The sequence below is a fragment of the Streptomyces sp. ALI-76-A genome (assembly GCF_030287445.1).
Taxonomy (GTDB): domain Bacteria; phylum Actinomycetota; class Actinomycetes; order Streptomycetales; family Streptomycetaceae; genus Streptomyces.
Map to the genome: position 1 here is coordinate 2,780,571 of NZ_JASVWB010000002.1, position 25,341 is coordinate 2,805,911.

Genomic DNA, 25,341 nt, shown 5'->3' on the forward strand with positions numbered 1-25,341 from the left:
TCGTGGCGCCGGCGCCCTATGAGGAGCAGCAGTCTTGCGCGAGTTCAGCCTTCCGGCTTTGTACGAGGTCCCTGCGGACGGCAACCTCACCGACATCGTCCGCAGAAACGCCGCGCAGCACCCGGACGTCGCCGTCATCGCCCGCAAGGTGGGCGGTGTCTGGCAGGACGTGACGGCCACCGCGTTCCTGGCCGAGGTGCAGGCCGCCGCGAAGGGTCTCATCGCCTCCGGAGTGCAGCCGGGCGACCGGGTCGGCCTGATGTCCCGCACCCGCTACGAGTGGACCCTGCTGGACTTCGCGATCTGGTGTGCGGGCGCGGTCACCGTGCCGGTGTACGAGACCAGTTCGGCGGAGCAGGTCCAGTGGATCCTCGGCGACTCCGGCGCCACCGCCTGCGTCGTCGAACTGGACACGCACGCGGCGGCCGTCGAGTCGGTGCGGGACGGCCTGCCGGCCCTCAAGCACGTCTGGCAGATCGAGGCCGGCGGGGTGGAGGAGCTGCGGCGCCTCGGGCAGGACGTCACCGACGAGGCCGTGGAGGAGCGCGGTGCGCTCGCCAAGGCCGACGACCCGGCGACCATCGTGTACACCAGCGGCACCACCGGACGGCCCAAGGGCTGTGTGCTCACCCACCGCAGCTTCTTCGCCGAGTGCGGCAACGTCGTCGAACGCCTGCGGCCGCTGTTCCGCACCGGTGAGTGTTCCGTGCTGCTCTTCCTGCCGCTCGCGCACGTCTTCGGCCGGCTGGTCCAGGTCGCGCCGATGATGGCGCCGATCAAACTGGGCACCGTCCCGGACATCAAGAACCTCACCGACGAGCTGGCCTCGTTCCGGCCGACGCTGATCCTGGGCGTCCCGCGCGTCTTCGAGAAGGTCTACAACTCGGCGCGCGCCAAGGCGCAGGCGGACGGCAAGGGCAAGATCTTCGACAAGGCCGCGGACACCGCGATCGCGTACAGCAGGGCGCTGGACACCCCGTCGGGGCCGTCCCTGGGTCTGCGGATCAAGCACAGGACCTTCGACAAGCTCGTCTACAGCAAGCTGCGCGCGGTGCTCGGCGGCAAGGGCGAGTACGCCATCTCCGGTGGCGCCCCGCTGGGCGAGCGCCTGGGGCACTTCTTCCGGGGCATCGGCTTCACGGTCCTGGAGGGCTACGGCCTGACCGAGTCGTGCGCCGCGACCGCCTTCAACCCGTGGGACCGGCAGAAGATCGGCACGGTCGGCCAGCCGCTGCCCGGCTCGGTGGTGCGGATCGCGGACGACGGCGAGGTGCTGCTGCACGGAGAGCACCTGTTCACGGGGTACTGGAACAACGAGGCGGCGACCGCCGAGGCGCTGGCCGACGGCTGGTTCCACACCGGTGACATCGGCACCCTCGACGAGGACGGCTACCTCAGTATCACCGGCCGCAAGAAGGAGATCATCGTCACCGCGGGCGGCAAGAACGTGGCCCCGGCCGTGATCGAGGACCGGATCCGCGCGCACGCGCTGGTCGCGGAGTGCATGGTGGTGGGCGACGGGCGGCCGTTCGTGGGCGCGCTGGTCACCATCGACGAGGAGTTCCTGGGCCGCTGGGCTGCCGAGCACGGCAAACCGGCGGGTTGCACCGCGGCGTCGCTGCGCGAGGACGCGGACCTGCTGGCCGCCGTCCAGTCGGCGATCGACGACGGCAACGCCGCGGTGTCGAAGGCGGAATCGGTGCGGAAGTTCCGCATTCTCCCCTCCCAGTTCACGGAGGACTCGGGCCACCTCACGCCGTCGCTGAAGCTGAAGCGCAACGTGGTCGCGAAGGACTACGCGGCCGAGATCGAGGCCATCTACCAGAAGTAGCGCGGCTCCTGACGGTACGTCATGGCGCGGTGTCCTCGACGAGGACCCGCGCCATGGTGCGTTCGGCGAGCGCGGTGATCGTCACGAAGGGGTTCACCCCGATGGAGCCGGGCACCAGCGAGCCGTCGGTGACGTACAGCTTCGAATATCCCTTCACCCGGCCGTAGTCGTCGGTCGCCCTCCCCAGCACGCAGCCGCCCAGCGGGTGGTACGTGAAGTCGTCCGCGAAGACCTTGTCGGCCGCGCCGAACAGGTCGTACCGGTAGATCGTCGAGTTCGCCGCGTTGATCCGGTCGAACAGCTTCTTGGCCATGCCCACCGACACCGCGCTGTGGGCGGCGGTCCAGCCGAGCTTGACCGAGCGGGTGGCGGCGTCGTACGAGAACGACGCCCGCCGCGGGTTCTTGGTGATCGCCAGATACAGACTGACCCAGTGCTCCAGGCCGGTCGGCAGCGGGGCGATCTCGGCGAAGACGGGGTTGGCGGCGTTGGCCCAGTCGTCGATGCCCAGGACGGGCATGGTGGACTGGTCGGCGCCGACGGTGTCCCACAGGTGGTTGGCGCGGCCCAGCATCACGTTCCCGTTGGTCCCCCAGCCCGCCCCGACGCTCGCGTTCAGCGCGGGGAGCGTGCCCGTCTCCCGGGCCCGGACGAGGAGTTCGGTGGTGCCGAGGCTGCCGCCGCCGAGGAAGAGATACGTGCAGCCGTACTGCTTGGTCTCCACGACCCTGCCGGTGAGGTCGATCCGGTCGGCGGTCAGGACGTAGGTCCCGTCGGCGGCCCGGCTGATCCCCGTCACCTTCTCCAGGGTGTGCAGGGTGACGTTGCCGGTGCCGAGCGCGGAGGCGAGGTAGGTCCGGTCGAGGCTGCGCTTGCCGTGGTTGTTGCCGTAGATGACCTCGCCGGCGAGCGCGGACCTGGTGGCCGTGCCCGCCGCCTCGCGCTGCATGTGCGCGAAGTCGTAGACGTTCGGCACGAAGGTGGTCCGCAGGCCCGCCTTGTGGGCGTGGGCCCGGGAGACCCGGGCGAACCGGTACCACGCGGTCGACTCGAACCAGGCCGGGTCCACGGAGTTGACGCCGAGCACCGAACGGGCCCGCGGGAAATACGTGCCGTACATCTCGTCGGCGTCCACGGCGGGGAACTGCTCGGCGAAGTACGCCTTCGGGGGCGTCACCGCCATCCCCCCGTTGACCAGGGAGCCGCCGCCGACGCCCCGGCCGACGTACACGGACATGTGGTCGAAGTGCACGCGGTCCAGGACTCCGGGGTACCTGCCGATGTCCCGGTTGACGACGTCCAGCCACAGGAAGGTGGCCAGGGGGGCCTCGGTACGCGTGCGGAACCACATGGACCGCTCGTCCGGGGCGCTGGTGGAACAGAAGACCTTGCCGTCGGAGCCGGGGGTGTTCCAGAGCCGGCCCATCTCGATCACCAGGGTGCGGATGCCGGCCTGGCCGAGGCGGAGGGCGGCGACGGCGGCGCCGTAGCCGGAACCGATGACGATCGCGGGAGCGGTGTCGACGGCGGCCGGTTCGACGGCCGAGGCCGACTGGAGGCCGATGCGGGTGAAACCGGCCGCGGCGGCCGTCTGGAGGGCTGCCATGCCCAGAATTTGACGTCTCGTCAGCTGACGTTGCATCAGTTTTGCTGTCATGGGCGCAGCATCGGCGGATTATTCGCCTCCGCCTAGGGCACGGAGCGAAAAGACTCGGCTACAGCAGCGTCCTGGCCTTCTCCGCCAGCAGATCCCACCGCCACTTCTCCTCCACCCACGCGCGCCCCCGCTCCCCCATCCGGCGGCGCAGCGCCGCGTCCCCGAGGAGCGCGACGATCCGCTCGGCGGTCTCCTCCACCGAGCCCCCGCGCACCACCCAGCCGGTCTCGCCGTCCAGCACCGCGTCCGGGGCCCCGCCCGAGTCACCGGCGACCACGGGCAGCCCGGTGGCCGACGCCTCCAGGTACACGATCCCGAGGCCCTCGACGTCGAGCCCGCCCCGCCGGGTCCGGCACGGCATCGCGAACACGTCCCCGGCGCCGTAGTGGGCGGGCAGCTCGGACCAGGGCACCGAGCCGGTGAAGCGGACCGAGCCGGCCACCCGCGTCTCGTGCGCCAGCCGGCGCAGCTCCTTCCCGTACGGCCCGCCGCCGACGATCAGCAGCACGGCCTCCGGCTCGGCCGCCAGGACGCGGGGCATGGCCCGGATGAGCGTGTCCTGCCCCTTGCGCGGGACCAGCCGGGACACGCACACGACCACCGGCCGGTCGGTCAGCCCGAGCCGCGCCCGCACCTGGTCGCCGCCGGAGCCCGGATGGAAGGTCTTCTCGTCCACACCCGGCGGCAGCTGCACCATCCGGGACGCGGCCTCGGGCGTCAGCGCGGCGGCGATCCGCGCGCGCGTGTACGCGCCGAGGTAGGTGATCGTGTCCGTGGACTCGCCGATCCGGCGCAGCAGCTGCCGGGCGGCGGGCAGCTGCGCCCACCCGGCCTCGTGCCCGTGGGTGGTGGCCACCAGCCGCTCGGCGCCCGCCCTCCGCAGCGCCGGCGCCATCAGCCCGAGCGGCGCCGCCGCCCCGAACCACACCGACGCGCACCCGTGCTCCCGCAGCAGCCCGACGGCCCGCCGGGTCGCCCCGGGCGTCGGCAGCAGCATCGTGGTGGCGTCCCGGACGACGGTGAAGGGCTGCTCGGCGTCGAACGCGGCGGTCGCCTCGACGCCCTCCCGGCCGCGCTTCCAGGTGGAGGCGTAGACGACCAGCCGCTCCGGGTCGAACCGCAGCGCCATGTTGTGCAGGAACGCCTGGATCCCGCCCGGCCGGGGCGGGAAGTCGTTCGTCACGATCAGGGTCTTGTGCATCGCCGCCGACCCTACCGAACCGCCTGCTCACAGCGGCCCCCGGCCGTGTGTGTGGCACGTTCACAGCAGGGCGGTACATCATGTTCCCCTCAAGGCGGAAATCGAACGGCAGGGGATCACGTGGAGACGACGGGCGCGAGGCGGTCACTGGCGTGCCTGCTGCTCACCTGGTGCGTGACCAGGCTGCTGCTGCTGCTCTTCGTCTACAAGGTCCACGTCTTCCCCGGCCCCGACGTCACCAGTGACGTGTCCGTCATCTACCAGGGCTGGTACGAGGTGCTGCGCACCGGCACCTTCCCGCTGGACGACGTCACCTGGCAGTACCCGCCCGCCGCCGCCCTCGCGATCCTCTCCCCCGCGCTGCTGCCCGGCCTGGACTACGCGTCGGCGTTCTTCGTCCTCGTCCTCCTCGCCGACCTGGCCGCCCTCGCCCTGCTGGTGTACGCGGGCCGGCGCCCGGGCAAGCGGCTGCGTGGTGCCTGGGTGTGGGTGGCGGGCGTCCCGCTGCTCGGCCCGACCGTGTACGCGCGCTACGACGTGATGGTCACCGCGGTCGCGGTCGCCGCCCTGCTCGCCGGGTCCCGGCACCCCCGGCTGATGGGCGCCCTGGCGGGCTTCGGGGCCATGCTGAAGGTCTGGCCGGCGCTGCTGCTCCTGGGTGTCCGCGGACGCGGCGGCTGGGGCGCGGCGGCGGTGACCGTCGCCGGCCTGGCCGCGCTGTTCGCGGTCACCATGCCCGGCGCCTTCGCCTTCCTGACCTTCCAGCGGGACCGGGGCACCGAGGTGGAGTCGCTCGGTTCCCTCGTCTTCCACGTGGCCCGGCACCACGGCTGGGACGGGGAGGTGCTGCTGAACTACGGCTCGGTGGAGTTCCTCGGCCCATGGGTGAACGTCGTGAGTACGGCCGCGCTCACGCTGACCGGCATGGCCTTCGGCTGGCTGCTGCTGTGGCGGCTGCTGGCGACCCGGTTCGAGGCGCACACCATGGCCGACACCGCGTTCGTGGCGGTGCTGATGTTCACCACCACCAGCCGGGTGATCAGCCCGCAGTACCTGGTGTGGCTCGTCGGTCTCGCGGCCGTGTGCCTGTGCTTCCGGGTGAGCCGGATGGGGGTGCCCGCGGCCCTGGTGCTGGTGGCCTGCTTCGTGACGGTCCTGGAGTTCCCCCTCTGGTTCGGCGACGTCGTCGCGAGCACCCCCCTCGGCATCACCCTCCTCGCGGTCCGCAACGGCCTGCTGGTGCTCGCGAGCGTCCTCGCCGCCCGCGTCCTGTGGCGCGCCACGGTCCCGGCACCGGAACGGGCCCGGGTGCCCGGTCAGGAAGCACGCGCCAAGGAGACCTCGGCCTCCTCCTGAGCCGGGGCCCGCCGCGACAGCACCAGCACGACCGCGCGCTGCACCGCCCTGGCCGACGCCGACGCCGGGCACACGCCCGACGGCCCGAGGCCCGTACCGGTGTACGCGAGCGCCAGCCGCACCAGCGTGCCGGGCACCGTCACCCGCAGCGGCCAGGTTCAGCGTCCGCACGAACAGCTCGGCGGTGTCCGGCTCCGGGCCCGCGGCCGCACCGGCGCTCCTCCGACGCCCTCGAAGACCGGGCCGACCGCGGTGACCGGGGCCGGCAGCAGCAGGCACGGCCCGGAACAGCGCGCCGTCGTGGGCGACACCGGGCCCGGCGCCGAAGGCCCGGTGACCGGTTCCGGCAGGGGACCCCGGGTGGCCCGGGCGACCGGCCAGGCGGAGCGGGTGTGGCTCGACGAGGCCCTCGGCCAGTCGGGTCAGCCCAGCTGATCGAGCAGATACGCCCGCCACCGCGCGGTGAACTCCGCCGGTGTCGTGCCGAGCACCCGCCGCATCGCGTCCTCCACCGCGCCGTCCCGCTGCTGATGCGTCCCCACGGCCCTGTAGAACGCGCCCAGCCGGACCTCGCCCCACCGCTCGGCGATCAGCCGGCAGGCCAGCCAGCCGCTCTCGTAGGCCCGCGCCAGCCCGGTCGCGTCCCCGCTGAACCCGAAGTCCTCGTCCGTCGGCAGGGCGGCCGGCACCCTGCCCGCGGACACGGCCTCCGCCAGCTCCGGCGCGGCCTGCCGGGACGTGCGCCCGCTGCCCCGGTAGCCGACCCAGTCGGCGTACCCCTCGGACAGCCACAACGGCGTGGCGGGGGTCGTGTCGGCGCGGGTGGCGACATGCGTGGCCTCGTGGGTCAGGACGACCTGCTTGCCGGGCGGGCCGAGGACGCCGTACGCGTCGGGGTTCACGATGATCCGGTCCGCGGGCGCCTGCGCCGGGGCGCCGGTCTCACCGGTGGTCACCGCCGCGATCCCGCGGTACGCGGACACGGGCGAGCCGAGCAGTCCCGCCATCCCCTCCACCGACCTCGGTACGAGCACCACCACCTGCCGGGACCAGCCCGTGCCCCACGCGTCCGACACGGCGGGCACCGCGCGGTCCGCCAGGTCCGCGTAGGAGTGCAGCGTCTCGCCGGTCTGCCCGACCCCGAGGACCAGGCTGTGCGCTCCGCGGACGACGGTCACCTCGCCCTGGTCCCACAGCTGCTGCGCGGCCTTCTCGGCGGGCCGCTCGGCGTCCACGTACCACCGCCCGCCCGCGTCCAGGGACAGGTCGAGCGTGCGGCCGACGGTGACGGGGGCCCGGTCGTACCCCTGGACGCGGTAGTCGAGTTCGGCGTCGGCGGTGGCCGTGTCGCCGGTGCGGCGCAGGGCGGTGACACGGTAGGACCAGGCGGCGAGCGGGACCGCGCTCAGGTTCTCGAACCAGCTCAGCGCGCCGGTCCGCACGAACGCCGCCCGGTCCCGGTCCATGACCGCGCCGGCCCGCCGGTCCAACACCCGCTGCACCTGCGTCCGCGCGCTGTCGGTGCCGGACGGGCCGCCGCAGCCCACCAGGGCCACGAGCAGCAGCACGCACAACGCCACGATTCCGCGCCCCGACGCCCGCCCTCGACCTGCCACCTGCCGATCGTACGGGGGCGCGGGGCGATCGGTCAGACCCGTGTGACGGTCGCGCCCGGAATCATGTGCACCGGGTCGTAGCGCACGGGGGCGCCGGGGTAAGGCGCGTGGATGACCTGACCGTTGCCCATGTACATCGCGACATGGCTGGCGTCGGACCGGTAGGTGACCAGGTCGCCGGGCTGGGCCTGGGAGAGCGGCACCTGCCGGCCGGCGAACCGCTGGGCCTGCGAGGTGCGCGGCAGCGAGACCCCGGCCTGCGCGTACGACCACTGCGTCAGGCCCGAACAGTCGAAGCCAGAGGGGCCGTTGGCGCCCCACACGTAGGGCTTGCCGAGCGCGGAGCGGGCCGCGGCGATGGCGGCCGCCGCCCGGGGCGAGGACGCCGAGGCGTCCCCGAGGCCGGGCAGGTCGGCGCGGCCGGAGCGGGAGGCCCGGTCGTAGGCGTCCCGCTCGTCGGAGGGCAGGGAGTTGAGCAGCTGCCGGGCCGCGGCGAGCTTCTTCTCGACGGTGCGCTTGTGGGCGGCGACGGCCTTGCGGCTCTTCTCCAGCTCGCCGAGCTTGCGAGCGGCCTCCGAGCGCTCCTGGGCGAGTTCCCGCATGGCCGTCTGGAGGCCCTCGAGTTCCCCGGCCTGGTGGACGCTGATCCGGTCGAGGACGGCGGCCTTGTCCAGGTAGTCGTCCGGGTCGTCGGAGAACAGCAGCGCGACGGAGGGGTCCAGGCCGCCGGAGCGGTACTGCGCCCCGGCCAGTGAACCGAGCGTCTCCCGCATGGAGTTGATGTGCTGCTGCTGCCGGGCGATCCGGTCCTGGGCGCCGCTGACGTCCTCGCGCAGCGAGCCGGCGCGCTCGTCGGCCTTGTTGTAGGCCTCGGTGGCCTTCTCGGCCTCCTCGTAGAGACGGTCCACCTCGGCACGGGTGTCGTCGTGCGGTGCGGCGACGGCCGACGTGGCGGGTACGAGCCCGAAGGCCGCGGCGGCGGCTGACATGACACAGAGCGCTGCACTGGCGCCCCGGTCGAACCCGGACGGTGCAAGGCGGCGATGGGACCCCACGGGAAGCCGCACTCCTTCCGCTGGCGGACGAGGAAACGCGGCAGACAGTAGCCCCGCGCAGGGGGCCCCACCAACGACCTCCGCGGGCACACAACGTGACACCCCGCCTATGACCAGGTCACGGGCGGGGCGTGGGGTCAGTTCATGTCGTCGTGATTCGCCCGTTCGGGCGGTGCGGCGTCGCGATCCAGGGTTCGCCGGATCAGACGCGGACGCCCCACATGAACGGTCCGCCGATGGTGTCCATCGACTCGTAGCGGACCACCGTGCCGCTGCGCGGCGCGTGGATGATCTGGCCGTTGCCGGCGTACAGACCCACGTGGTGCAGGTCGTTGAAGAAGAACACGAGGTCGCCGACCTGGAGGTCGCCGACCGAGGTGATCCGGGTGCCGTACTGGGACTGCGCCTCCGAGGTGCGCGGGATGCCGACACCGGCCTGCGCGTAGGCCCACGAGGTCAAACCCGAGCAGTCGAAGGAGGACGGGCCGGTGGCGCCGTAGACGTACGGCGAGCCGAGCTTGCTCTGGGCGGCGGAGAAGGCGGCCGCGGCCCGGCCGGAGGCGGGGACGCTGTTGCCGAGCTCGACACGCTCGCTCGAGGAGCGGCTGGCGCGGTCCTGCTCGGCGGCGAGCGCGGCCTTCTCGGCGGACGTCAGCGAGTTGAGCAGCTTCTGCGCCTCGGCGAGCTTGCTCTGGACTTCCTTCTTCTTCTTGCCCAGCTCGGTGCGGGTGGAGGCGAGGTCCGTGAGCTTCTCGGAGGCCTCGGAGCGGTCCTGGGCCAGCTCCCGCTGCTTCTCCTGGATCTTCTTCAGGGCGTCGACCTGCTGAGCGCTCAGCTGGTCCATGGTGGACGCCTTGTCCAGGTAGTCGTCCGGGTCGGAGGACAGGAACAGCTGGACGGAGGAGTCGATGCTGCCCGTGCGGTACTGGGCGGCGGCCGCCAGGCCGATGGAGTCCCGCAGCTCGTTGAGCTCTTCCTGGCCGCGGGCGACGTCGTCCTGGATGGTGGAGATCTCCTTCTGGAGCTTCTCCTGCTTCTCCTTGGCCCCGTTGTACTTCTCGGTGGCCTGCTCCGCCTCTTCGTAGAGCTTGTCGACCTTGGCCTTGACCTCGTCCTTGCTCGGCTTCTCGCTCGGCGCGGCGTTCGCGGCCTGCGAGCTCAGGGCGACCGCGGCGGCCGCCGCGGTGGTCAGCACGGTCACACGTGCACGGCTCGGTTGCTTGGGTCGACGGTGGGACGCCACGGAGGTGAACTCCAATTCTTTTGAGTGATCACCCGCTCGGAGGTTCGAGCCCAGACCCTAGTGACCCTCTTGTGATCAGTTCAAATCCTCACGAGAAAAATCTCGTCACACCATGCATTCTTTGCACTTGACTCACAAGGAGTGAGACGCGATGGACGCTGAGTTGCCTGACAACTCCGCCAATTCGGTCATTACGTACGGACGTTGACCTTCAGGACAGTCGCTTGAGAAGTACCGCGGACGCGACGGGCCGCGCCCCCGCCCGGGCCACCCCGTCGGCCACCTCACGGTCGGTCGAGACGACGATGACGGGCCGGCCCGGCGGCTCCGCGCGCACCAGCTGGCGAATCAACTCGTCCGCGGTGACGCCCGGTTTGGAGAACAGCACCCGCACCCCGCGCGGCGGCGCCAGCAGCACCGGCGCGGCCAGCTCCGCCCCGTCGAAGACACACGTCACCTCGGCCCCGGTCTGCGCGGCGAGCTGCGACAGCTGCCCGAGCAGCCTCAACCGCTGCTTCTCCAGCGGCATCTGGGGATAGCCGGTCTTGGTGACGTTGTAGCCGTCGACGACCAGATGGGCCTGCGGCAGCGCGAGGAGCTGGTCGACGATCGCGGGGTCGTTCTCGGACAGGGCCCGCGCGGCGATGTCCTTCGGCGTCATCCGTCCCGGTTCGACCGCGTCCACGGTCTCGGCCGGCCGCACCGACACGGGCGGCAGCGCGAGTTCCCGGCGCAGCCCCTGGGTCGCGTCCAGCAGGGTGTCCAGGAGCAGCCGTACGCGCATGTCCTCGACGCTGCGCCCCTCGCGGGCCGCCCTGCGGGTGGCCTCCAGGGCCGTCTCCGCCTCTCCGAGCCGCGTCTTCAGCCGGCGCGTCTCGCTCTCGGCGGCGGACACCTGCGCCTGCCCCTCGGCGCGCAGGGTGTCCATCTCGCCGTGCAGCTTGCGCAGGGCGGCCTCGCCCCGCTTGACGTCGCTGAGGGCGGCACGCAGCTTGCGGTGCAGGGATTCGGCTTCCTTCCTGGCCGCGTCCAGCTCGGCGCGCAGCCGCTCGGTCTCGGTCCGGGTGTGCTCACGGGCCCGGTCGAGCTCCTCGCGCAGCCGCTCCAGCTCGGCCCGGTTCTCCTCGTCGACCCGCTCGGCGACGGCCCGCTGGGCCTCCTCGCCGGCCGCCGTCACGAGCTTCACCCAGTCGGTGGGCCGCAGCACATAGGCCGCGGCCGCCACATCGAGCGGGTCCGCGGCCGGGGGCGGCGAGCCGGAGTCGAGAGCGCCGGAGAGCTCTGGCTGCGCCTCTCTGAACTTCTCGCCGATGCGCTGCCGGAACAGCGGATCGGTCTCCAGCGCCGCGGCCATGGCGTTGCCGGCGAACTTGGCCCGCCGGTTCGGCGCGAACCGGGCGTACTGCCTGAGCTGCGCGGGCAGCTCGCCCACGGTCAGCCCGCCGAAACCGTCGGAGACGATCTGTACGACCCGGCGGCGCACGCCGTCGGGCAGCGGACGGTCGAGCACCTCAGCGGCGCCGTCGCCCGGCCCCCCGCCTGCGGTCTCCACCATCCTCACCCCAATGCCTGTGCGGGGCCGGCTCCGGTCAGGAGCCGGCGCCCGGCCGATCCACGAGTTCCACCTGGTCCACGGCGTTGCACCAGCGGCAGCGCACCGATTCGATGGTCTCACTGACCACCTCGCGCTCCTCGACCTTCGGCTCTCCGGCCAGGTCGAGGTGGACGTACTCGACGACCTTCGACGAGCGGGTCACGTCGAAACGAGTGAGGTTGCCGCACAGCGTGCAGCGCCACCGCGTCGTGGCGGTCGGCAGGGGAACCGTCATCGTGACTGTTCTTTCCTTACGGGTGTCGGTGACGCTCCGGGCTCCCCGGTGCGTGTGGCTCGTTACCCTACGGCCTGGCGGACACTCGCCGCTCGGGCGTCCGCGGCGGCGAGGCACTTCGTCACGTCCCGTCCCGTTACGTCATGCTCTGTGTCCATGATCCGCAACTGGAGCGAGACTGCGGGCCGGGTGAGCAGGTCGGTCCGCACGTCACCGGCGCCGGTGACCTACGGCCTGATCGCCGTGTGCTCCCTGCTCTTCCTGACCGGCCCGGCGGCGGGCCTCCATCCGGCGTACGGCACCGGCGACGCGCTGCTCGCCGCGCAGCGCGCCTATTTCCACCGCTGGGGAGTGGTCCCCGCCGAGCTGTTCGAGGGGTCGGCGCGCGCGGCCCTCACCCCCGCCACGGCGCTCTTCGTCCACGGCAGCTGGGTGCACCTGCTGGGCAACATGCTCTTCCTCTACGTCTTCGGGGTGATGACCGAGGAACGGATGGGCCGCGTCCAGTTCACCCTCTTCTACGTCGGCTGCGGCTATCTCGCCCTGCTGGGCTACGCCGCCGCCAACGCGGACTCCGAGCAGTCCCTGGTCGGTGCGTCCGGGGCGATCTCGGCGGCCCTCGGCGCGTTCCTCTACCTTTTCCCCAGGGCCAGGGTGACCAGTCTTCTGCCCTTCCTCTTCTTCCTGCCGCTGCGCTTCCCGGCCTGGGTGGTGCTGCCCTTCTGGGCGGCCCTGCAGTGGCTGGCGGCGGGCCGGGCGTCCCAGGGCCCCGGGGTGGCGTACCTGGCCCACCTGGTGGGCTTCGGGGCGGGCTTCGCCTGCGCGTGGGTGCGTTTCCGCCGTACGACTAAAGTGAGGTCCGCCCCAGCCCCGGCCCCCGAGGGAGAGAAACAGCCGTGATCACCGCGATCGTGCTCATCAAGACCAGCGTGGACCGGATCCCCGAGATCGCGGAGTCGATCGCCGCGCTGGACTCCGTGAGCGAGGTCTTCTCCGTCACCGGTACGTACGACCTGATCGCCATGGTCCGGGTCGCGCAGCACGAGGATCTGGCGGAGGTCATCCCCGGGCGGATCAGCAAGATCCCGGGGGTGGAGGGGACGGACACGCACGTCGCGTTCCGGACGTACTCGCAGCACGACCTGGAGGCGGCGTTCGCCATCGGCCTGGACTCCTAGCCGGCCCGGTTTCCCAGGGCCCGCCTCCCCGCACCCCCGGACAGGCCGGTCAGCCGACCGCGGGGACGCAGCGGCCGTCCTCCGTGCGGTAGCTCCACTTCGCGCCGTCGGTCACCAGGTCCTTCACCGCGGTGACGAAACGCTCCACGTGCTCGTCGGGCGTTCCCGCGCCGAAGCTCACCCGAATGGCGTTCAGGGACTTCTCGCCCGGCGCGGCCTCGGGGGCGCCGCACTCGCCCTGGGTCCCGGGGTCGCTGCCGAGCAGGGTGCGGAGCAGCGGGTGGGCGCAGAAGAGGCCGTCGCGGACGCCGATGCCGTACTCGGCGGAGAGCGCGGCGGCGAAGTGGGAGCTGTTCCAGCCGTCGACGACGAAGGAGATCACGCCGACGCGCGGGGCGTCGTCCCCGAACAGGGACAGGACCCTGACCTGCGGCACCTCGGCGAGGCCCGAGCGGACCCGCTCGATCAGCTGCCGCTCGCGGGCGACCAGGGTGTCGAAGCCGGCCTCGGCGAGCGCCTTGCAGGCGGAGGCGATGGCATAGGCGCCGATGACGTTCGGTGAGCCGGCCTCGTGCCGGGCGGCGCTCTCGTGCCACTGCACGTCCACTCCCCCGTCCTCGCGGCGCGTGACCCGGCGGCTGGCGCCGCCGCCCGCGAGGTACGGGTCCGCCTCCCGCAGCCAGTCGGCGCGGCCGGCCAGCACGCCGGAGCCGAAGGGGGCGTACAGCTTGTGCCCGGAGAAGGCGACCCAGTCCACGTCGAGATCCCGCACGGAGACCGGGTGGTGCGGGGCCAGCTGCGCGGCGTCCAGGACGATCCGGGCGCCGTGGGCGTGCGCGGCGGCGGCCAGTTCCCGTACGGGCCACAGCTCGCCGGTGACGTTGGAGGCGCCGGTGACACAGACCAGGGCCGGGCCCCGCGGGTCGCGGCCGGCGAGCGCGCGCTCCAGGGTGGCCACGGCCTGGCCGGGGGTGCGCGGAGCGTCGAGGTAGGTGACCGGGGTGTTCTGCCAGGGCAGCAGCGAGGCGTGGTGCTCGGTCTCGAAGACGAAGACCTGGCAGCCGGCCGGGAGCGCGGCGGCGAGCAGGTTGAGGGAGTCCGTGGTGGACCGGGTGAAGACCAGCTGGTCGTCGGCGCGGCAGTCCAGGAACTCGGTGACGGTCCTGCGGGCGTTCTCGAACAGGTCGGTGGAGAGCTGGGAGAGGTAGCCGGCGCCGCGGTGCACGCTGCCGTAGTAGGGGGCGTAGGCAGCCACGTCGTCCCAGACCCGCTGGAGGGCGGGGGCGCTGGCCGCGTAGTCGAGCGCCGCGTAGGTGACCTCGCCGCCCGTGACGAGCGGGACGGTGACATCCCGGCCCAGAACGGGCAGCGGGGCACAAACGGACTGGGCGACGGCAGCGGTGGAGACAGACATGGCGAACTCCCGTGAGAGGCAGCTGGGATCACGACGCGCGCGGACAGGGCTCGGCGCGGAAAGGTGAAAAGGGTGTGCGGAGGCGGGGCTCTGCGGCCCTATCGCATTCGCTTGCTCACGGAAGGCTCCTCGACGACCAGGACCCCTGGATTCGTGAGGGGCCCGCGCTTGCCGCAGACCTCGCTGCCTGCGGCCTGGTCTTCACCCGGGGCACCCCGCCACGGACGGAGGGTTGCCGGACAGTCGGCCGGGGCCTCATGACTGTCACTCATGACCTGTGCGGAAACGTACGTGAGGTGATCGGGATCCCGCAACCCGTGTCCGGATCGCGGGACATCCCGTACGGCCGCTACGCGTTGCTGACCGCCACCCAGCGCTCCAGCGTCCGCTTCGCCGCTCCCGAGTCGATGGACTCGGCGGCCTTCTCCATGCCGGCCCGGATCTGCTCGGCCAGCGGTCCGTCCCCCGGCTCCAGCGCCACCAGCGCGGCCGCCGAGTTCAGCAGGACGGCGTCCCGCACCGGGCCCCTCTCGCCGTCCAGCAGCCGCCGCGCGACCTCCGCGTTGTACGCCGCGTCCGCGCCGCGCAGCGCCTCCACCGGGACCAGGTCGAGGCCGGCGTCCCGCGGGTCGAAGCTCTCCTCGGTGACCTTGCCGTCCCGGACCACCCAGACGTGGGAGGTGGCCGTGGTGGTCAGCTCGTCGAGGCCGTCGTCGCCGCGGAACACCAGGGAGGAGTTGCCGCGTTCGGCGAAGACGCCCGCGACGATCGGCGCCATCCGCGGGTCCGCGACCCCGACGGCCTGCGAGCGCACCCTGGCCGGGTTGGTCAGCGGACCGAGCACGTTGAACACCGTGCGGATGCCCAACTGGCCGCGTGCGGCGCCCGCGTGGCGCAGCGCCGGGTGGAACTTGATCGCGAAGCAGAAGGTGATCCCGGCCTCCTCGGCGACCTCGGCCACCCGCCGCGGCGTCAGCTCCAGGTTGACCCCGAGCTTCTCCAGCACGTCGGAGGCCCCGGACGCGGAGGACGCCGCCCGGTTGCCGTGCTTGACGACCTTGGCGCCCGTGCCGGCCACGACGATGGAGGCCATGGTGGAGATGTTGACCGTCTTCGCGCCGTCGCCGCCGGTACCGACGATGTCGACGGTCGCGCCCGGCACCTCGATCACGTTCGCGTGCTCGTACATCGTGCGGACCAGTCCGGTGATCTCCTCGACGGTCTCGCCCTTGGCCCGCAGGGCCACCACGAACCCGGCGATCTGCGCGTCGGTCGCCTCGCCGCGCAGGATCCGGTCCATCGCCCAGGCGGTGGCGTCGGCACCCTGGTCACGGCCGTACAGCAGGGCGTTCAGCACCTCGGGCCAGGAACGGCCCGCCGCGGTGTCGCCTCCAGCGGGGGTCACAGCGCTCATAAGCCGCTCCTGGTTCGGTCCCGGTCCCGGGACACCCGTTCTCGTCGGGTCCACCCTATCCAGCGCCGGGCACGGCGAAGGGCCCCCGTCCGAAGACCGGACGGGGGCCCTTGCCGTGGTGTGGCGACGCGGTGATCAGTGGTGGCCGTGGCCGCTCGTGATCTCCTTGTACTCCTCGACGGTCGGCTTGGCGACCTGGCTCTCCTCGCCGTAGTACGCCTCGCTCAGCTTGGCGCGCAGCTTCTCGGAGCCCTTCACCTTGCGCTCGACACCGTTCACGTCGACCGTCGGGCCGATCGCGAGCGGCTGGTACTGCTCGTGCGCGGTGAGCGTGTACAGCTGCTCCTGGCTGAGCGGCTCGTGCACCTCGATGAACTCACCGTGCGGCAGGCGCTTGATGATGCCCGACTCGCGGCCGTGCAGCACCTTGTCCTTGTCCCGGCGCTGGAGGCCGAGGCAGATCCGCTTGGTGAGGATGAACGCCAGGACCGGGCCGACGAAGAATCCGATCCGGACGAACCAGGTCACCGCGTTGATCGACAGATGGAAGTGGGTGGCGAAGATGTCGTTGCCACCACCGATCAGCATGATCATGTAGCCGGTGACCCACGCGACACCGAAGGCGGTGCGGGTCGGGGCGTTGCGCGGCCGGTCCAGGATGTGGTGCTCGCGCTTGTCCCCGGTGACCCATGCCTCGATGAACGGGTACAGCGCGATCATCATGAGGAAGACACCGAACAGCACCAGGGGGATGAACACGCCGAGGACGAGCGTGTGTCCCCAGAAGTCGATCTCCCAGCCCGGCATGGCCCGGATCAGTCCCTCGGCGAAGCCCATGTACCAGTCGGGCTGGGCGCCCGTCGAGACCTGGTCCGGTCGGTACGGCCCCAGGACCCAGATCGGGTTGATGGACGCGATACCGGCGATGAGGGCGATGAAACCGAAGACGAGGAAGAAGAAGCCTCCGGCCTTGGCCATGTAGACCGGCAGCAGCGGCATGCCGACGACGTTCTTGTTGGTCCGTCCGGCACCCGCGAACTGCGTGTGCTTGTGGTAGAAGACCAGGATCAGGTGGCCGACCACGAGCCCGAGCATGATGCCCGGCAGCAGCAGGATGTGGATCGAGTAGAACCGGGCGACGAAGTCCGTGCCGGGGAACTCTCCGCCGAACAGGAACATCGAGATGTACGTGCCGACGATCGGGACCGACAGGATCGCGCCCTGGGTGAAGCGGACACCGGTTCCCGAGAGCAGGTCGTCCGGGAGCGAGTAACCGGTGAACCCGGTGAACATGCCGAGGACGAACAGCAGGAAGCCGAAGAGCCAGTTGACCTCGCGCGGCTTGCGGAACGCGCCGGTGAAGAAGACGCGCATCATGTGCACGAACATGCCGGCGAGGAAGATGACCGCCGCCCAGTGGTGGATCTGCCGGATGAGCAGACCACCGCGGACGTCGAAGCTGATGTCCAGCGTGGAGGCGAAGGCCTCCGACATCAGCTGGCCCTGAAGCGGGACGTAACTGCCGTGGTACTCCACCTCGTTCATCGACGGGTGGAAGAACAGCGTCAGGTACACACCCGTGAGGATGATGATGATGAAGCTGTAGAGGCAGATCTCACCGAGCATGAAGGACCAGTGGTCCGGGAAGATCTTGCGCATGTTGGCCTTGGCCAGGGAGTAGATCCCGAGCCGGCCGTCGGCCCAGTCGGCGACGCGCTCGCCGGCCGGCGCCTTCCCGCGGTCGCGGGACTGGGTGTTCTCGTTGGTGCTCATCCGCGCTCCCAGAAGGCAGGGCCGACGGGCTCGTCGAAGTCGCCGAGCGCCTGGAGATAGCCCTCGTCGTTCACGCCGATGCGGAGCTGCGGCAGGGCGTGACCGGCGGGGCCGAAGATCACCCGGGCACCGTCGGAGAGGTCGAAGGTGGACTGGTGGCAGGGGCAGAGCACGTGGTGCGTCTGCTGCTCGTACAGGGAGATAGGGCAACCGACGTGGGTGCAGATCTTCGAGTACGCGACGATGCCCTCGTGCGACCACTCGAGCTCGCGCTTGTCCTTGATGTCGTCCGGCTCGATCCGGATGATCATCAGGGCTGCCTTGGCGATCTCGTTCTGGAACTCGTGGTCGTGCTCCTCCAGGCCCTCGGGCTTGGCGAAGGTGAGGGAGCCGACCACGACGTCCGAGGGACGCAGCGGCTGGTTGGTGTTCATGTTGACGAGCAGCTTGCCCTTGGACCACAGGGTGTGCCGGAGCTTGGTCCCGGGCAGCGGGCCGAGGTCGCGCAGCAGGACGACACCGGACAGCGGCACCAGGGTGAGCGCGCCGAGCATCGTGTTGCGGATCAGCTTGCGGCGGCCGAGCGCGGACTCCTTGGCACCCTGCTTGAAGTCCGCGAACACCTTCTCGCGGACCTCGGGCGACGCCTCGATCGGGTGACGCTCGTCAGCCATCTCCTCGTCGGACATCAGGGTGCGGGCCCAGTGGACCGCACCCGCGCCGATGGCGAACAGCGCGATGCCGAGGGTCACGCCGAGCGCGACGTTCAGCGCGCTGACATGGCCCAGCATGAAGATGTAGACCGACTTGTCGACCGGGATCGTCACGAACGCGGCGATGAAGGCGACGGTGGCCAGCATCGACAGCGTGAACATCCCGGCGACCGCGCGCTCGGACCGCCTGGCGGCCCGCTCGTCGATGTCCTGGATCCGGTGCTCGTGAGGCGGCAGACCGGGGTCGGCGAACGGGTTCTTCTCGTCGGCGACGCCGACCGCGCCGTGCGCGTGGTCCTGCTCTGCGGGCAGGTTCTCTTCTGGAATGTCTTGGGTGCTCATGACCTCTTGGCCTTTGCGGTCCGGGCGGCGACCCACACGGCGACGGCGATCAGTCCACCGAGACCGAAGATCCAGCCGAACAGACCCTCGCTGACCGGACCGAGTCCGCCCAGTTCCAGGCCGCCGGGGCTCTTGCTCTCGTCGCCGTTGACCTCGTTCAGGTACGCGATGATGTCCTTCTTGTTCTGCTCCGACAGTGTGGTGTCGGGGAAGGACGGCATGTTCTGCGGGCCGGTCTGCATGGCCTCGTAGATGTGCTTCGCACTGACGCCCTCGAGATCCGGTGCGTACTTGCCGTGCGTCAGCGCGCCGCCCTTGCCGGTGAAATTGTGGCACTGCGCGCAGTTGGTGCGGAACAGGTCACCGCCCTTGGCGAGGTCGGCACCCTCGGTGTCGAGCTGCTCGTCGGTCGGGACGTTCGGACCGGCACCCAGCGAGGAGATGTACGCGGCCAGCTGGTCGATCTCGGCCTGCGAGTAGATGTTCTTCTTCTTCGGTACCTGCGCGCCCGGCTGCTGGGCCGGCATACGGCCGGTGCCCACCTGGAAGTCGACGGAGGCCGCGCCCACGCCCACGAGGCTCGGACCGTCGGTGGTGCCCTGACCGCCGGTGCCGTGGCAGCTGGCGCAGCCTACGGCGTAGAGCTTCTTGCCCTCGTCGATGGCCAGGGACTGGGCGGTTTCATCGGCCCGCGCCTCTTTCGTCGGCGCGAAGGCGGTGAACAGCACCCCAGTGGCCGCCAGCGCGATGAGTAGGACGACGAACGCTGCCAGCGGGTGGCGTCGTCGTGCGGAGAGCTTTTTCACGGATTACCCCGGTGTCAGGATCTTCAGCGTCGATGCTTCTGGGACGTGCGGGAACAGGCCCGGCTACTTGATCATGTAGATCGTGGCGAAGAGGCCGATCCAGACCACATCGACGAAGTGCCAGTAGTAGGACACGACGATCGCGGCGGTCGCCTGCTCGTGGGTGAACCTCCGGGCCGCGTAGGTGCGGCCGAGGACCAGCAGGAAGGCGATGAGACCGCCCGTCACGTGCAGACCGTGGAAGCCGGTCGTCAGGTAGAAGACCGAGCCGTACGGGTCGGACGAGAGCGAGAGGCCCTCGTGCTTGACCAGTTCGGTGTACTCGTACACCTGACCGCCGATGAAGATCGCCCCCATGATGAAGGTGACGATGAACCACATCCGGAGCTTCTTCACGTCCCCGCGCTCGGCGGCGAAGACGCCGAGCTGGCAGGTCAGGGAGGAGAGCACCAGGATCGTGGTGTTGGCCGCGGAGAACGGGAAGTTCAGCGCGGACGCCATTTCCTTCCAGTGATCGGGACCCGTCACCGATCGCAGGGTGAAGTACATCGCGAAGAGGGCCGCGAAGAACATCAGCTCGGAACTCAGCCAGATGATGGTTCCGACGCTGGTGAGGTTCGGCCGGTTGACCGACGGGTGCGCGTGCCCGGTATCTACTGTCGTTGCTGTCGCCACGACCGACATTATGTCGGTCGCTTATCTCGCCCGTACTCCCGGGGGTGCCGTTCGGAGTGTTCGTACCGTGTGTACTGCCCGGATGGCCCACGGAACCGGTGTTCCCGCAGCTGTCGACGGGCTGCGGGAGGGAGTAGCATCCGCGGCATCGGGCTTGGCCCGTCCGCAGTCCGTACGACGCCGATGTCACGGAGGAAGCATGCAGCCGACCGCCACGGTGCTGGTCTACAGCGACGACTCCAACACCCGCGAGCAGGTGCGGTTGGCCACCGGGCGCCGGCCCGCTCCCGACGTCCCCGCGGTCGAGTTCCTGGAGTGCGCGACTCCGGCGGCCGTGCTCAAGGAGCTGGACAAGGGCGGGATCGACGTCTGCGTCCTGGACGGCGAGGCCGTGCCGATGGGCGGCATGGGGATGTGCCGACAGATCAAGGACGAGGTCTTCGACTGCCCGCCGGTGCTGCTGCTGATCGGGCGCCCGCAGGACGCGTGGCTGGCCACCTGGAGCCGGGCGGAGGCGGCGGTGACGCTTCCGGTGGATCCGGTGGAGTTCGCGGCGGCCCTGGCCTCGCTGCTGCGGACGCGGAAGGCTCTGAGCGCCTAGCGCGCGGCCCCGGCCCGGCGGCCGGAGGGTCCGGGGCGGCCTGTCGGGCGGTCGCCGAGCGCGTCCTAGACACTCTCCGGCCGCAGCCTGGGCCGCTCGGACGGGCTCGGCCCCTTCGGGTCGCCGGCGACCAGCGCGCTGCCGCCCCGCCACTCGGGCCAGTCGAGGTTCCAGTCGCCGAAGCCGTTGCCGAAGGTCTCCATCGTGTGTCCGTCCGAGTTGACGACCTTGACCACATCGCCCTCGCGGACGTTGTCGAAGAACCACTCGGCGTTGCCGGTGCTCATGCCGGTGCAGCCGTGGCTGACGTTGGCGGAGCCCTGGGAGCCGACGGACCAGGGGGCGGCGTGCACGTATTCGCCGCTCCAGGTCACCCGGGTGGCGTAGTAGACCGGCAGGTCGTACGACTCCGCGGAGCCCTCGGCGATGCCGATGCTGGTGCCGCGCATCCGTACGAAGTACTCCTTGCCGAGCACCACCTTGACGCCGTTGCGGGTCTCGAAGCCGGGCTTGCCGGTGGTGACCGGGATCTCCTTGATGACCTCGTCGTTCTTGTAGACGGTCATCGAGTGCGAGGAGGCGTCGGTGACCGCGATGACGCGGTCGCCCGTGGTCAGCTTGAGCGGCTTGGCCCGGCCGCCCCACAGCCGGTCGCTGACCTTGATGCCCTCCAGGTTGCTGCGGGCCCGGACGGTGGCGTGGGCGGGCCAGTACTCCTTGGGGCGGTAGTGGAGTTCCTTGTCGTCCACCCAGTGCCAGGCGCCCTCCACGGCGGGCGTGGAGTCCACCTTCAGGGCCCGCTCCACCACGGCCCGCTGCGCCTTGTCCTTGACCGGCCTGCTCAGTCGGGCGGTGATGGGCTGGCCGACGCCGTACTCGCCCGCCTTCGGCCCGAACGTGACGTCCAGGCGCTTCTTGGTGACGGGTCTGCCGGTGTCGAAGGTGAGGACCTTGCGGCCGGGTGCGCCGTCCTCGTCCTCCGTGCTCACCCGGACCGTGTAGCGGGCGTCGGCGGCCAGCGGGCTGGTGCTGTGCCAGCGAGTGCCGTCGGCGGAGAGTTCGCCCGCCAGATGGCGCCCCGTGGCGTCCCGGGCCGTCACGTCCGTGATACGCCCGTCGTCGTCCTCGGCGGTGACTTCCAGGGGCTTGTCGGGATCGGCCTTCCCGCCGTCGCCCACGGGGCCCCTGAAGGCGATCTGGTCCGCCGCGTCGTACGGCTCGGCGGACAGCGGATGCTCGTCGCCGCCGCAGGCGGTGACGCCCCCTGCGAGGGCGATCACCAGCAGCGTGCAGCCGACGACGGTACGGGTGCGGGGTGCGTGGCTCATGGCTTCACGCTAGGAAGCCTGGCCGGGCGCGGCGCGGTGGGTGACTCGGACGAGGGAACGGTTGTACTGCAAAAGCAGGAACCCGGACGCTCCTTTCGGAGTGTCCGGGTTCCGGTGGGCCTGGCTCGTGCTACTGGGTGCGGTTCTCACCGCGGTAGTACTCGAAGACCCAGCCCCACAGGCCGATCAGGATCAGCGGCGCCGAGAAGTACAGCAGCCACCAGCCGATCGCCACGCCGAGGAAGGCCAGCGCGCCACCGATCGCGAGGGAGAGCGGCTGCCAGCTGTGCGGGCTGAAGAACCCGACCTCGCCGGCGTCGTCCGCGACGTCGGCCTCCTTGTTGTCCTGCGCGCCGGCGTCCACCCGCTTGGCCGTGAAGCCCAGGTAGAAGCCGATCATGATGGACAGGCCGAAGGCCAGGAAGAGGGCCGTGGTACCGGCCGGCTCCTTGGACCAGTAGCCGTAGACGACCGCCATGACGAGGATGAAGACGCTCAGCCAGATGAACATCCTGCCCTGGATCTTCACTTGCCGGCCTCCTTGCCGCCGTTGCCGGCCAGAGCCTTGTCACCGTGCACGTTCTCGAGCTGGTCGAGAGCGGCGATCTCCGGGTGGTGCAGGTCGAACGCCGGGGATTCGCTGCGGATGCGCGGCAGGGTGAGGAAGTTATGCCGGGGCGGCGGGCACGAGGTCGCCCACTCCAGCGAACGTCCGTAACCCCACGGGTCGTCGACGCCGACCGGCTTGCCGTACTTGGCCGTCTTCCACACGTTATAGAGGAACGGCAGGATCGACAGGCCGAGCAGGAACGAACTGATCGTCGAGACCGTGTTCAGGGCGGTGAAGCCATCGGCCGCGAGGTAGTCCGCGTAGCGGCGCGGCATGCCCTCGGCACCCAGCCAGTGCTGGACCAGGAAGGTGCCGTGGAAGCCGATGAACAGCGTCCAGAAGGTGATCTTGCCGAGGCGTTCGTCGAGCATCTTGCCGGTGAACTTCGGCCACCAGAAGTGGAAGCCGGAGAACATCGCGAACACGACGGTGCCGAAGACGACGTAGTGGAAGTGGGCCACCACGAAGTAGGAGTCGGAGACGTGGAAGTCCATCGGCGGCGAGGCCAGGATCACGCCCGTCAGACCACCGAAGGTGAAGGTGATCAGGAAGCCGGTGGCCCAGAGCATCGGGGTCTCGAAGCTGAGGGACCCCTTCCACATCGTGCCGATCCAGTTGAAGAACTTCACGCCCGTCGGCACGGCGATCAGGAACGTCATGAACGAGAAGAACGGCAGCAGCACACCGCCGGTGACGTACATGTGGTGCGCCCACACCGTCACGGACAGACCCGCGATGGAGATGGTCGCCGCGATCAGGCCCATGTAGCCGAACATCGGCTTGCGGGAGAAGACCGGGATGACCTCGGAGATGATCCCGAAGAACGGCAGGGCGATGATGTACACCTCTGGATGGCCGAAGAACCAGAAGAGGTGCTGCCAGAGCAGGGCTCCGCCGTTGGCCGGATCGAAGATGTGCGCGCCGAACTTCCGATCCGCCTCCAGCGCGAACAGCGCCGCCGCCAGCACCGGGAAGGCCAGCAGGACCAGAACGGCGGTCAGCAGCACGTTCCAGGTGAAGATCGGCATGCGGAACATCGTCATGCCGGGGGCGCGCATGCAGATGATCGTGGTGATGAAGTTGACCGCGCCGAGGATGGTGCCGAAGCCGGAGAAGGCCAGGCCCATGATCCACATGTCGGCGCCGACACCCGGCGAGCGGATCGCGTCGGACAGCGGCGTGTAGGCGAACCAGCCGAAGTCGGCCGCGCCCTGCGGGGTGAGGAAGCCGCCCACCGCGATCGTCGAGCCGAACAGGTACAGCCAGTAGGCGAACATGTTCAGCCGGGGGAAGGCCACGTCCGGCGCGCCGATCTGGAGCGGCATGATCCAGTTCGTGAAGCCGGCGAACAGCGGCGTCGCGAACATCAGCAGCATGATCGTGCCGTGCATCGTGAACGCCTGGTTGAACTGCTCGTTCGACATGATCTGCAGGCCCGGACGGGCCAGCTCGGCACGCATGAACAGCGCCATCACGCCGCCGATCACGAAGAACGCGAACGACGTGACCAGGTACAGCGTCCCGATCGTCTTGTGATCCGTGGTCGTCAGCCACTTGATCACGACGCTGCCGCGGTTCTGGCGCCGGACCGGCAGCTCGTCCTCGTAGTAGGACCCTGCCGCCGCGGCACCCTGGGGTTCGTTGAGGATGCTCACAGGATGTTCGACTCCCGGTTCTTCTCGGGGCTCGTCTGCTCGATGCCGGCGGGAACGTAGCCGGTCTGCCCCTTCTTGGCGAGGTCCTTCAGGTGCTGCTCGTAACGCTCGGGGGAGACGACCTTCACGTTGAACAGCATCCGGGAGTGGTCGACGCCGCACAGTTCGGCGCACTTGCCCATGAAGGTGCCCTCCTTGTTGGGAGTCACCTCGAAGGCGTTGGTGTGGCCCGGGATGACGTCCTGCTTCATCAGGAACGGCACCACCCAGAAGGAGTGGATGACGTCACGCGAGGTGAGGACGAAGCGGACCGTCTTGCCCTTGGGGAGCCAGAGGGTCGGGCCGGGGTTGCCGGTCTGCGGGTTCCGGGTGCCGGGCGTGCCGACGTCGTAGACGCCGCCGGCGCTCGCCGGGAAGTCGTCCTTGTACCGGTTCGGAATCGCGTCCAGGTTCTTGTCGGTCTTGGCGTCCCCGGAGGAACCGTCGACGGACTCGATGTAGTTGAACGCCCAGCTCCACTGATAGCCCACGACGTTGATCGTGACGTCGGGCTCCTCCTTGAGGGTGAGGAGCTTCGACTCGTCACGAGCCGTGAAGTAGAAGAGGACTGAGACGATGATGAGCGGGACCACCGTGTACAGCGCCTCGATGGGCATGTTGTACCGGGTCTGCGGAGGGACTTCGACCTTGGTCCGGCTGCGCCGGTGGAAGATCGCGCTCCACAGGATGAGGCCCCACACCAGCACGCCGACGGCGAGCGCGGCAGCCCATGAGCCCTGCCACAGGGAGAGGATCCGCGGAGCCTCTTCCGTGGTCGGGGTGGGCATGCCAAGGCGGGGGAAGTCCTCGTATGTGCAACCGGTTGCGGTCGCCAGGACCAGGCCCGCGGTCAGTGCCTGCAGCAGCTTCCGCCGCATCGGGCGCCGCGGCGAGCGGTCGGAGCCGTTGGGACTCACGTAGCGCCTTCCCGAGAGTCTCGCCCGCGCGGTTGAGCTGCGGCCTTCTCGCTGGTCGGTCGCCGCCCTGCGTCGGGCAGGGGTTTGG

23 protein-coding genes and 1 riboswitch are annotated in these 25,341 nt (G+C 70.3%); of the genes, 6 read left to right on the forward strand and 17 right to left on the reverse strand.

Going from position 1 to position 25,341, the window contains the following annotated elements; all coding sequences use genetic code 11:
• Positions 1-34 precede the first annotated feature (34 nt).
• A complete protein-coding gene (locus QQS16_RS13495; protein WP_286061893.1) occupies positions 35-1,831 on the forward strand; it encodes an AMP-dependent synthetase/ligase in 1,797 nt (598 codons plus the stop codon).
• A gap of 19 nt (positions 1,832-1,850) precedes the next feature.
• On the opposite strand, the gene QQS16_RS13500 is transcribed toward QQS16_RS13495, so the two are convergent.
• Positions 1,851-3,473, reverse strand: a complete 1,623-nt coding sequence (locus QQS16_RS13500) for a GMC oxidoreductase (RefSeq protein WP_502963904.1) — start codon at positions 3,471-3,473, stop codon at positions 1,851-1,853.
• Positions 3,474-3,546: 73 nt separating this feature from the next.
• Entirely contained in the window at positions 3,547-4,689 is a 1,143-nt protein-coding gene (locus QQS16_RS13505; RefSeq protein WP_286061895.1) for a glycosyltransferase family 4 protein, read from the reverse strand.
• 120 nt (positions 4,690-4,809) lie between these two features.
• On the opposite strand from QQS16_RS13505, the gene QQS16_RS13510 reads away from it, so the two are divergent.
• Both QQS16_RS13510 and QQS16_RS13515 read left to right on the forward strand, forming a co-directional pair.
• Entirely contained in the window at positions 4,810-6,045 is a 1,236-nt protein-coding gene (locus QQS16_RS13510) for a glycosyltransferase family 87 protein (protein ID WP_286061896.1), read from the forward strand.
• Positions 6,046-6,144: 99 nt separating this feature from the next.
• A complete protein-coding gene (locus QQS16_RS13515; protein ID WP_286061897.1) occupies positions 6,145-6,480 on the forward strand; it encodes a hypothetical protein in 336 nt (111 codons plus the stop codon).
• On the opposite strand, the gene QQS16_RS13520 is transcribed toward QQS16_RS13515, so the two are convergent.
• The 5 genes from QQS16_RS13520 to QQS16_RS13540 all read right to left on the reverse strand — a co-directional run bounded on the left by QQS16_RS13520 (position 6,468) and on the right by QQS16_RS13540 (position 11,788).
• Complete coding sequence (locus QQS16_RS13520; RefSeq protein WP_286061898.1) at positions 6,468-7,661, reverse strand: hypothetical protein; 1,194 nt, start codon at positions 7,659-7,661, stop codon at positions 6,468-6,470. The genes QQS16_RS13515 and QQS16_RS13520 overlap by 13 nt on opposite strands.
• Positions 7,662-7,693: 32 nt before the next feature.
• On the reverse strand, positions 7,694-8,716 hold the full coding sequence (locus QQS16_RS13525) for a C40 family peptidase (RefSeq protein ID WP_286061899.1): 1,023 nt from the start codon (positions 8,714-8,716) through the stop codon (positions 7,694-7,696).
• A gap of 202 nt (positions 8,717-8,918) precedes the next feature.
• A complete protein-coding gene (locus QQS16_RS13530; RefSeq protein WP_286061900.1) occupies positions 8,919-9,959 on the reverse strand; it encodes a C40 family peptidase in 1,041 nt (346 codons plus the stop codon).
• Positions 9,960-10,170: 211 nt separating this feature from the next.
• A complete protein-coding gene (locus QQS16_RS13535) occupies positions 10,171-11,514 on the reverse strand; it encodes an NYN domain-containing protein (RefSeq protein ID WP_286061901.1) in 1,344 nt (447 codons plus the stop codon).
• A gap of 34 nt (positions 11,515-11,548) precedes the next feature.
• Positions 11,549-11,788, reverse strand: coding sequence for a hypothetical protein (locus QQS16_RS13540; protein WP_055541554.1), 240 nt, complete (start codon positions 11,786-11,788; stop codon positions 11,549-11,551).
• A 156-nt stretch (positions 11,789-11,944) separates the two neighbouring features.
• On the opposite strand from QQS16_RS13540, the gene QQS16_RS13545 reads away from it, so the two are divergent.
• Complete coding sequence (locus QQS16_RS13545) at positions 11,945-12,688, forward strand: rhomboid family intramembrane serine protease (RefSeq protein ID WP_286061902.1); 744 nt, start codon at positions 11,945-11,947, stop codon at positions 12,686-12,688.
• Entirely contained in the window at positions 12,685-12,966 is a 282-nt protein-coding gene (locus QQS16_RS13550) for an Lrp/AsnC family transcriptional regulator (protein ID WP_286061903.1), read from the forward strand. The genes QQS16_RS13545 and QQS16_RS13550 overlap by 4 nt, the downstream gene beginning before the upstream one ends.
• A 49-nt stretch (positions 12,967-13,015) precedes the next feature.
• Here QQS16_RS13550 and QQS16_RS13555 read toward each other — a convergent pair whose 3' ends face one another.
• From QQS16_RS13555 to ctaE, 6 genes are all read right to left on the reverse strand, one after another.
• On the reverse strand, positions 13,016-14,380 hold the full coding sequence (locus QQS16_RS13555) for an aminotransferase class V-fold PLP-dependent enzyme (protein WP_286061904.1): 1,365 nt from the start codon (positions 14,378-14,380) through the stop codon (positions 13,016-13,018).
• Positions 14,381-14,539: 159 nt separating this feature from the next.
• A riboswitch (SAM riboswitch) is annotated at positions 14,540-14,656 on the reverse strand.
• Between the two features lie 73 nt (positions 14,657-14,729).
• On the reverse strand, positions 14,730-15,794 hold the full coding sequence (gene trpD, locus QQS16_RS13560; protein WP_286061905.1) for an anthranilate phosphoribosyltransferase: 1,065 nt from the start codon (positions 15,792-15,794) through the stop codon (positions 14,730-14,732).
• A gap of 135 nt (positions 15,795-15,929) precedes the next feature.
• A complete protein-coding gene (qcrB, locus tag QQS16_RS13565; protein ID WP_286061906.1) occupies positions 15,930-17,567 on the reverse strand; it encodes a cytochrome bc1 complex cytochrome b subunit in 1,638 nt (545 codons plus the stop codon).
• Positions 17,564-18,622: a cytochrome bc1 complex Rieske iron-sulfur subunit gene (gene qcrA, locus QQS16_RS13570; RefSeq protein ID WP_286061907.1), complete on the reverse strand. Its 1,059-nt coding sequence runs from the start codon at positions 18,620-18,622 to the stop codon at positions 17,564-17,566. The genes qcrB and qcrA overlap by 4 nt, the downstream gene beginning before the upstream one ends.
• Positions 18,619-19,428, reverse strand: a complete 810-nt coding sequence (qcrC, locus tag QQS16_RS13575) for a cytochrome bc1 complex diheme cytochrome c subunit (RefSeq protein WP_286061908.1) — start codon at positions 19,426-19,428, stop codon at positions 18,619-18,621. Before qcrC ends, qcrA begins: the two co-directional genes overlap by 4 nt.
• A 63-nt stretch (positions 19,429-19,491) precedes the next feature.
• The gene (gene ctaE, locus QQS16_RS13580) at positions 19,492-20,112 is read right to left on the reverse strand and encodes an aa3-type cytochrome oxidase subunit III (RefSeq protein WP_286061909.1); all 621 of its coding nucleotides are present in this window, start codon (positions 20,110-20,112) and stop codon (positions 19,492-19,494) included.
• A 190-nt stretch (positions 20,113-20,302) separates the two neighbouring features.
• On the opposite strand from ctaE, the gene QQS16_RS13585 reads away from it, so the two are divergent.
• Entirely contained in the window at positions 20,303-20,704 is a 402-nt protein-coding gene (locus QQS16_RS13585) for a response regulator (RefSeq protein ID WP_286061910.1), read from the forward strand.
• 65 nt (positions 20,705-20,769) lie between these two features.
• On the opposite strand, the gene QQS16_RS13590 is transcribed toward QQS16_RS13585, so the two are convergent.
• The 4 genes from QQS16_RS13590 to ctaC all read right to left on the reverse strand — a co-directional run bounded on the left by QQS16_RS13590 (position 20,770) and on the right by ctaC (position 25,253).
• Positions 20,770-22,032: a L,D-transpeptidase gene (locus QQS16_RS13590; protein ID WP_286061911.1), complete on the reverse strand. Its 1,263-nt coding sequence runs from the start codon at positions 22,030-22,032 to the stop codon at positions 20,770-20,772.
• Between the two features lie 130 nt (positions 22,033-22,162).
• Positions 22,163-22,561: a cytochrome c oxidase subunit 4 gene (locus QQS16_RS13595; RefSeq protein ID WP_286061912.1), complete on the reverse strand. Its 399-nt coding sequence runs from the start codon at positions 22,559-22,561 to the stop codon at positions 22,163-22,165.
• Entirely contained in the window at positions 22,558-24,297 is a 1,740-nt protein-coding gene (gene ctaD, locus QQS16_RS13600; RefSeq protein WP_286061913.1) for an aa3-type cytochrome oxidase subunit I, read from the reverse strand. Before ctaD ends, QQS16_RS13595 begins: the two co-directional genes overlap by 4 nt.
• A complete protein-coding gene (gene ctaC, locus QQS16_RS13605; protein ID WP_286061914.1) occupies positions 24,294-25,253 on the reverse strand; it encodes an aa3-type cytochrome oxidase subunit II in 960 nt (319 codons plus the stop codon). Before ctaC ends, ctaD begins: the two co-directional genes overlap by 4 nt.
• Positions 25,254-25,341 lie beyond the last annotated feature (88 nt).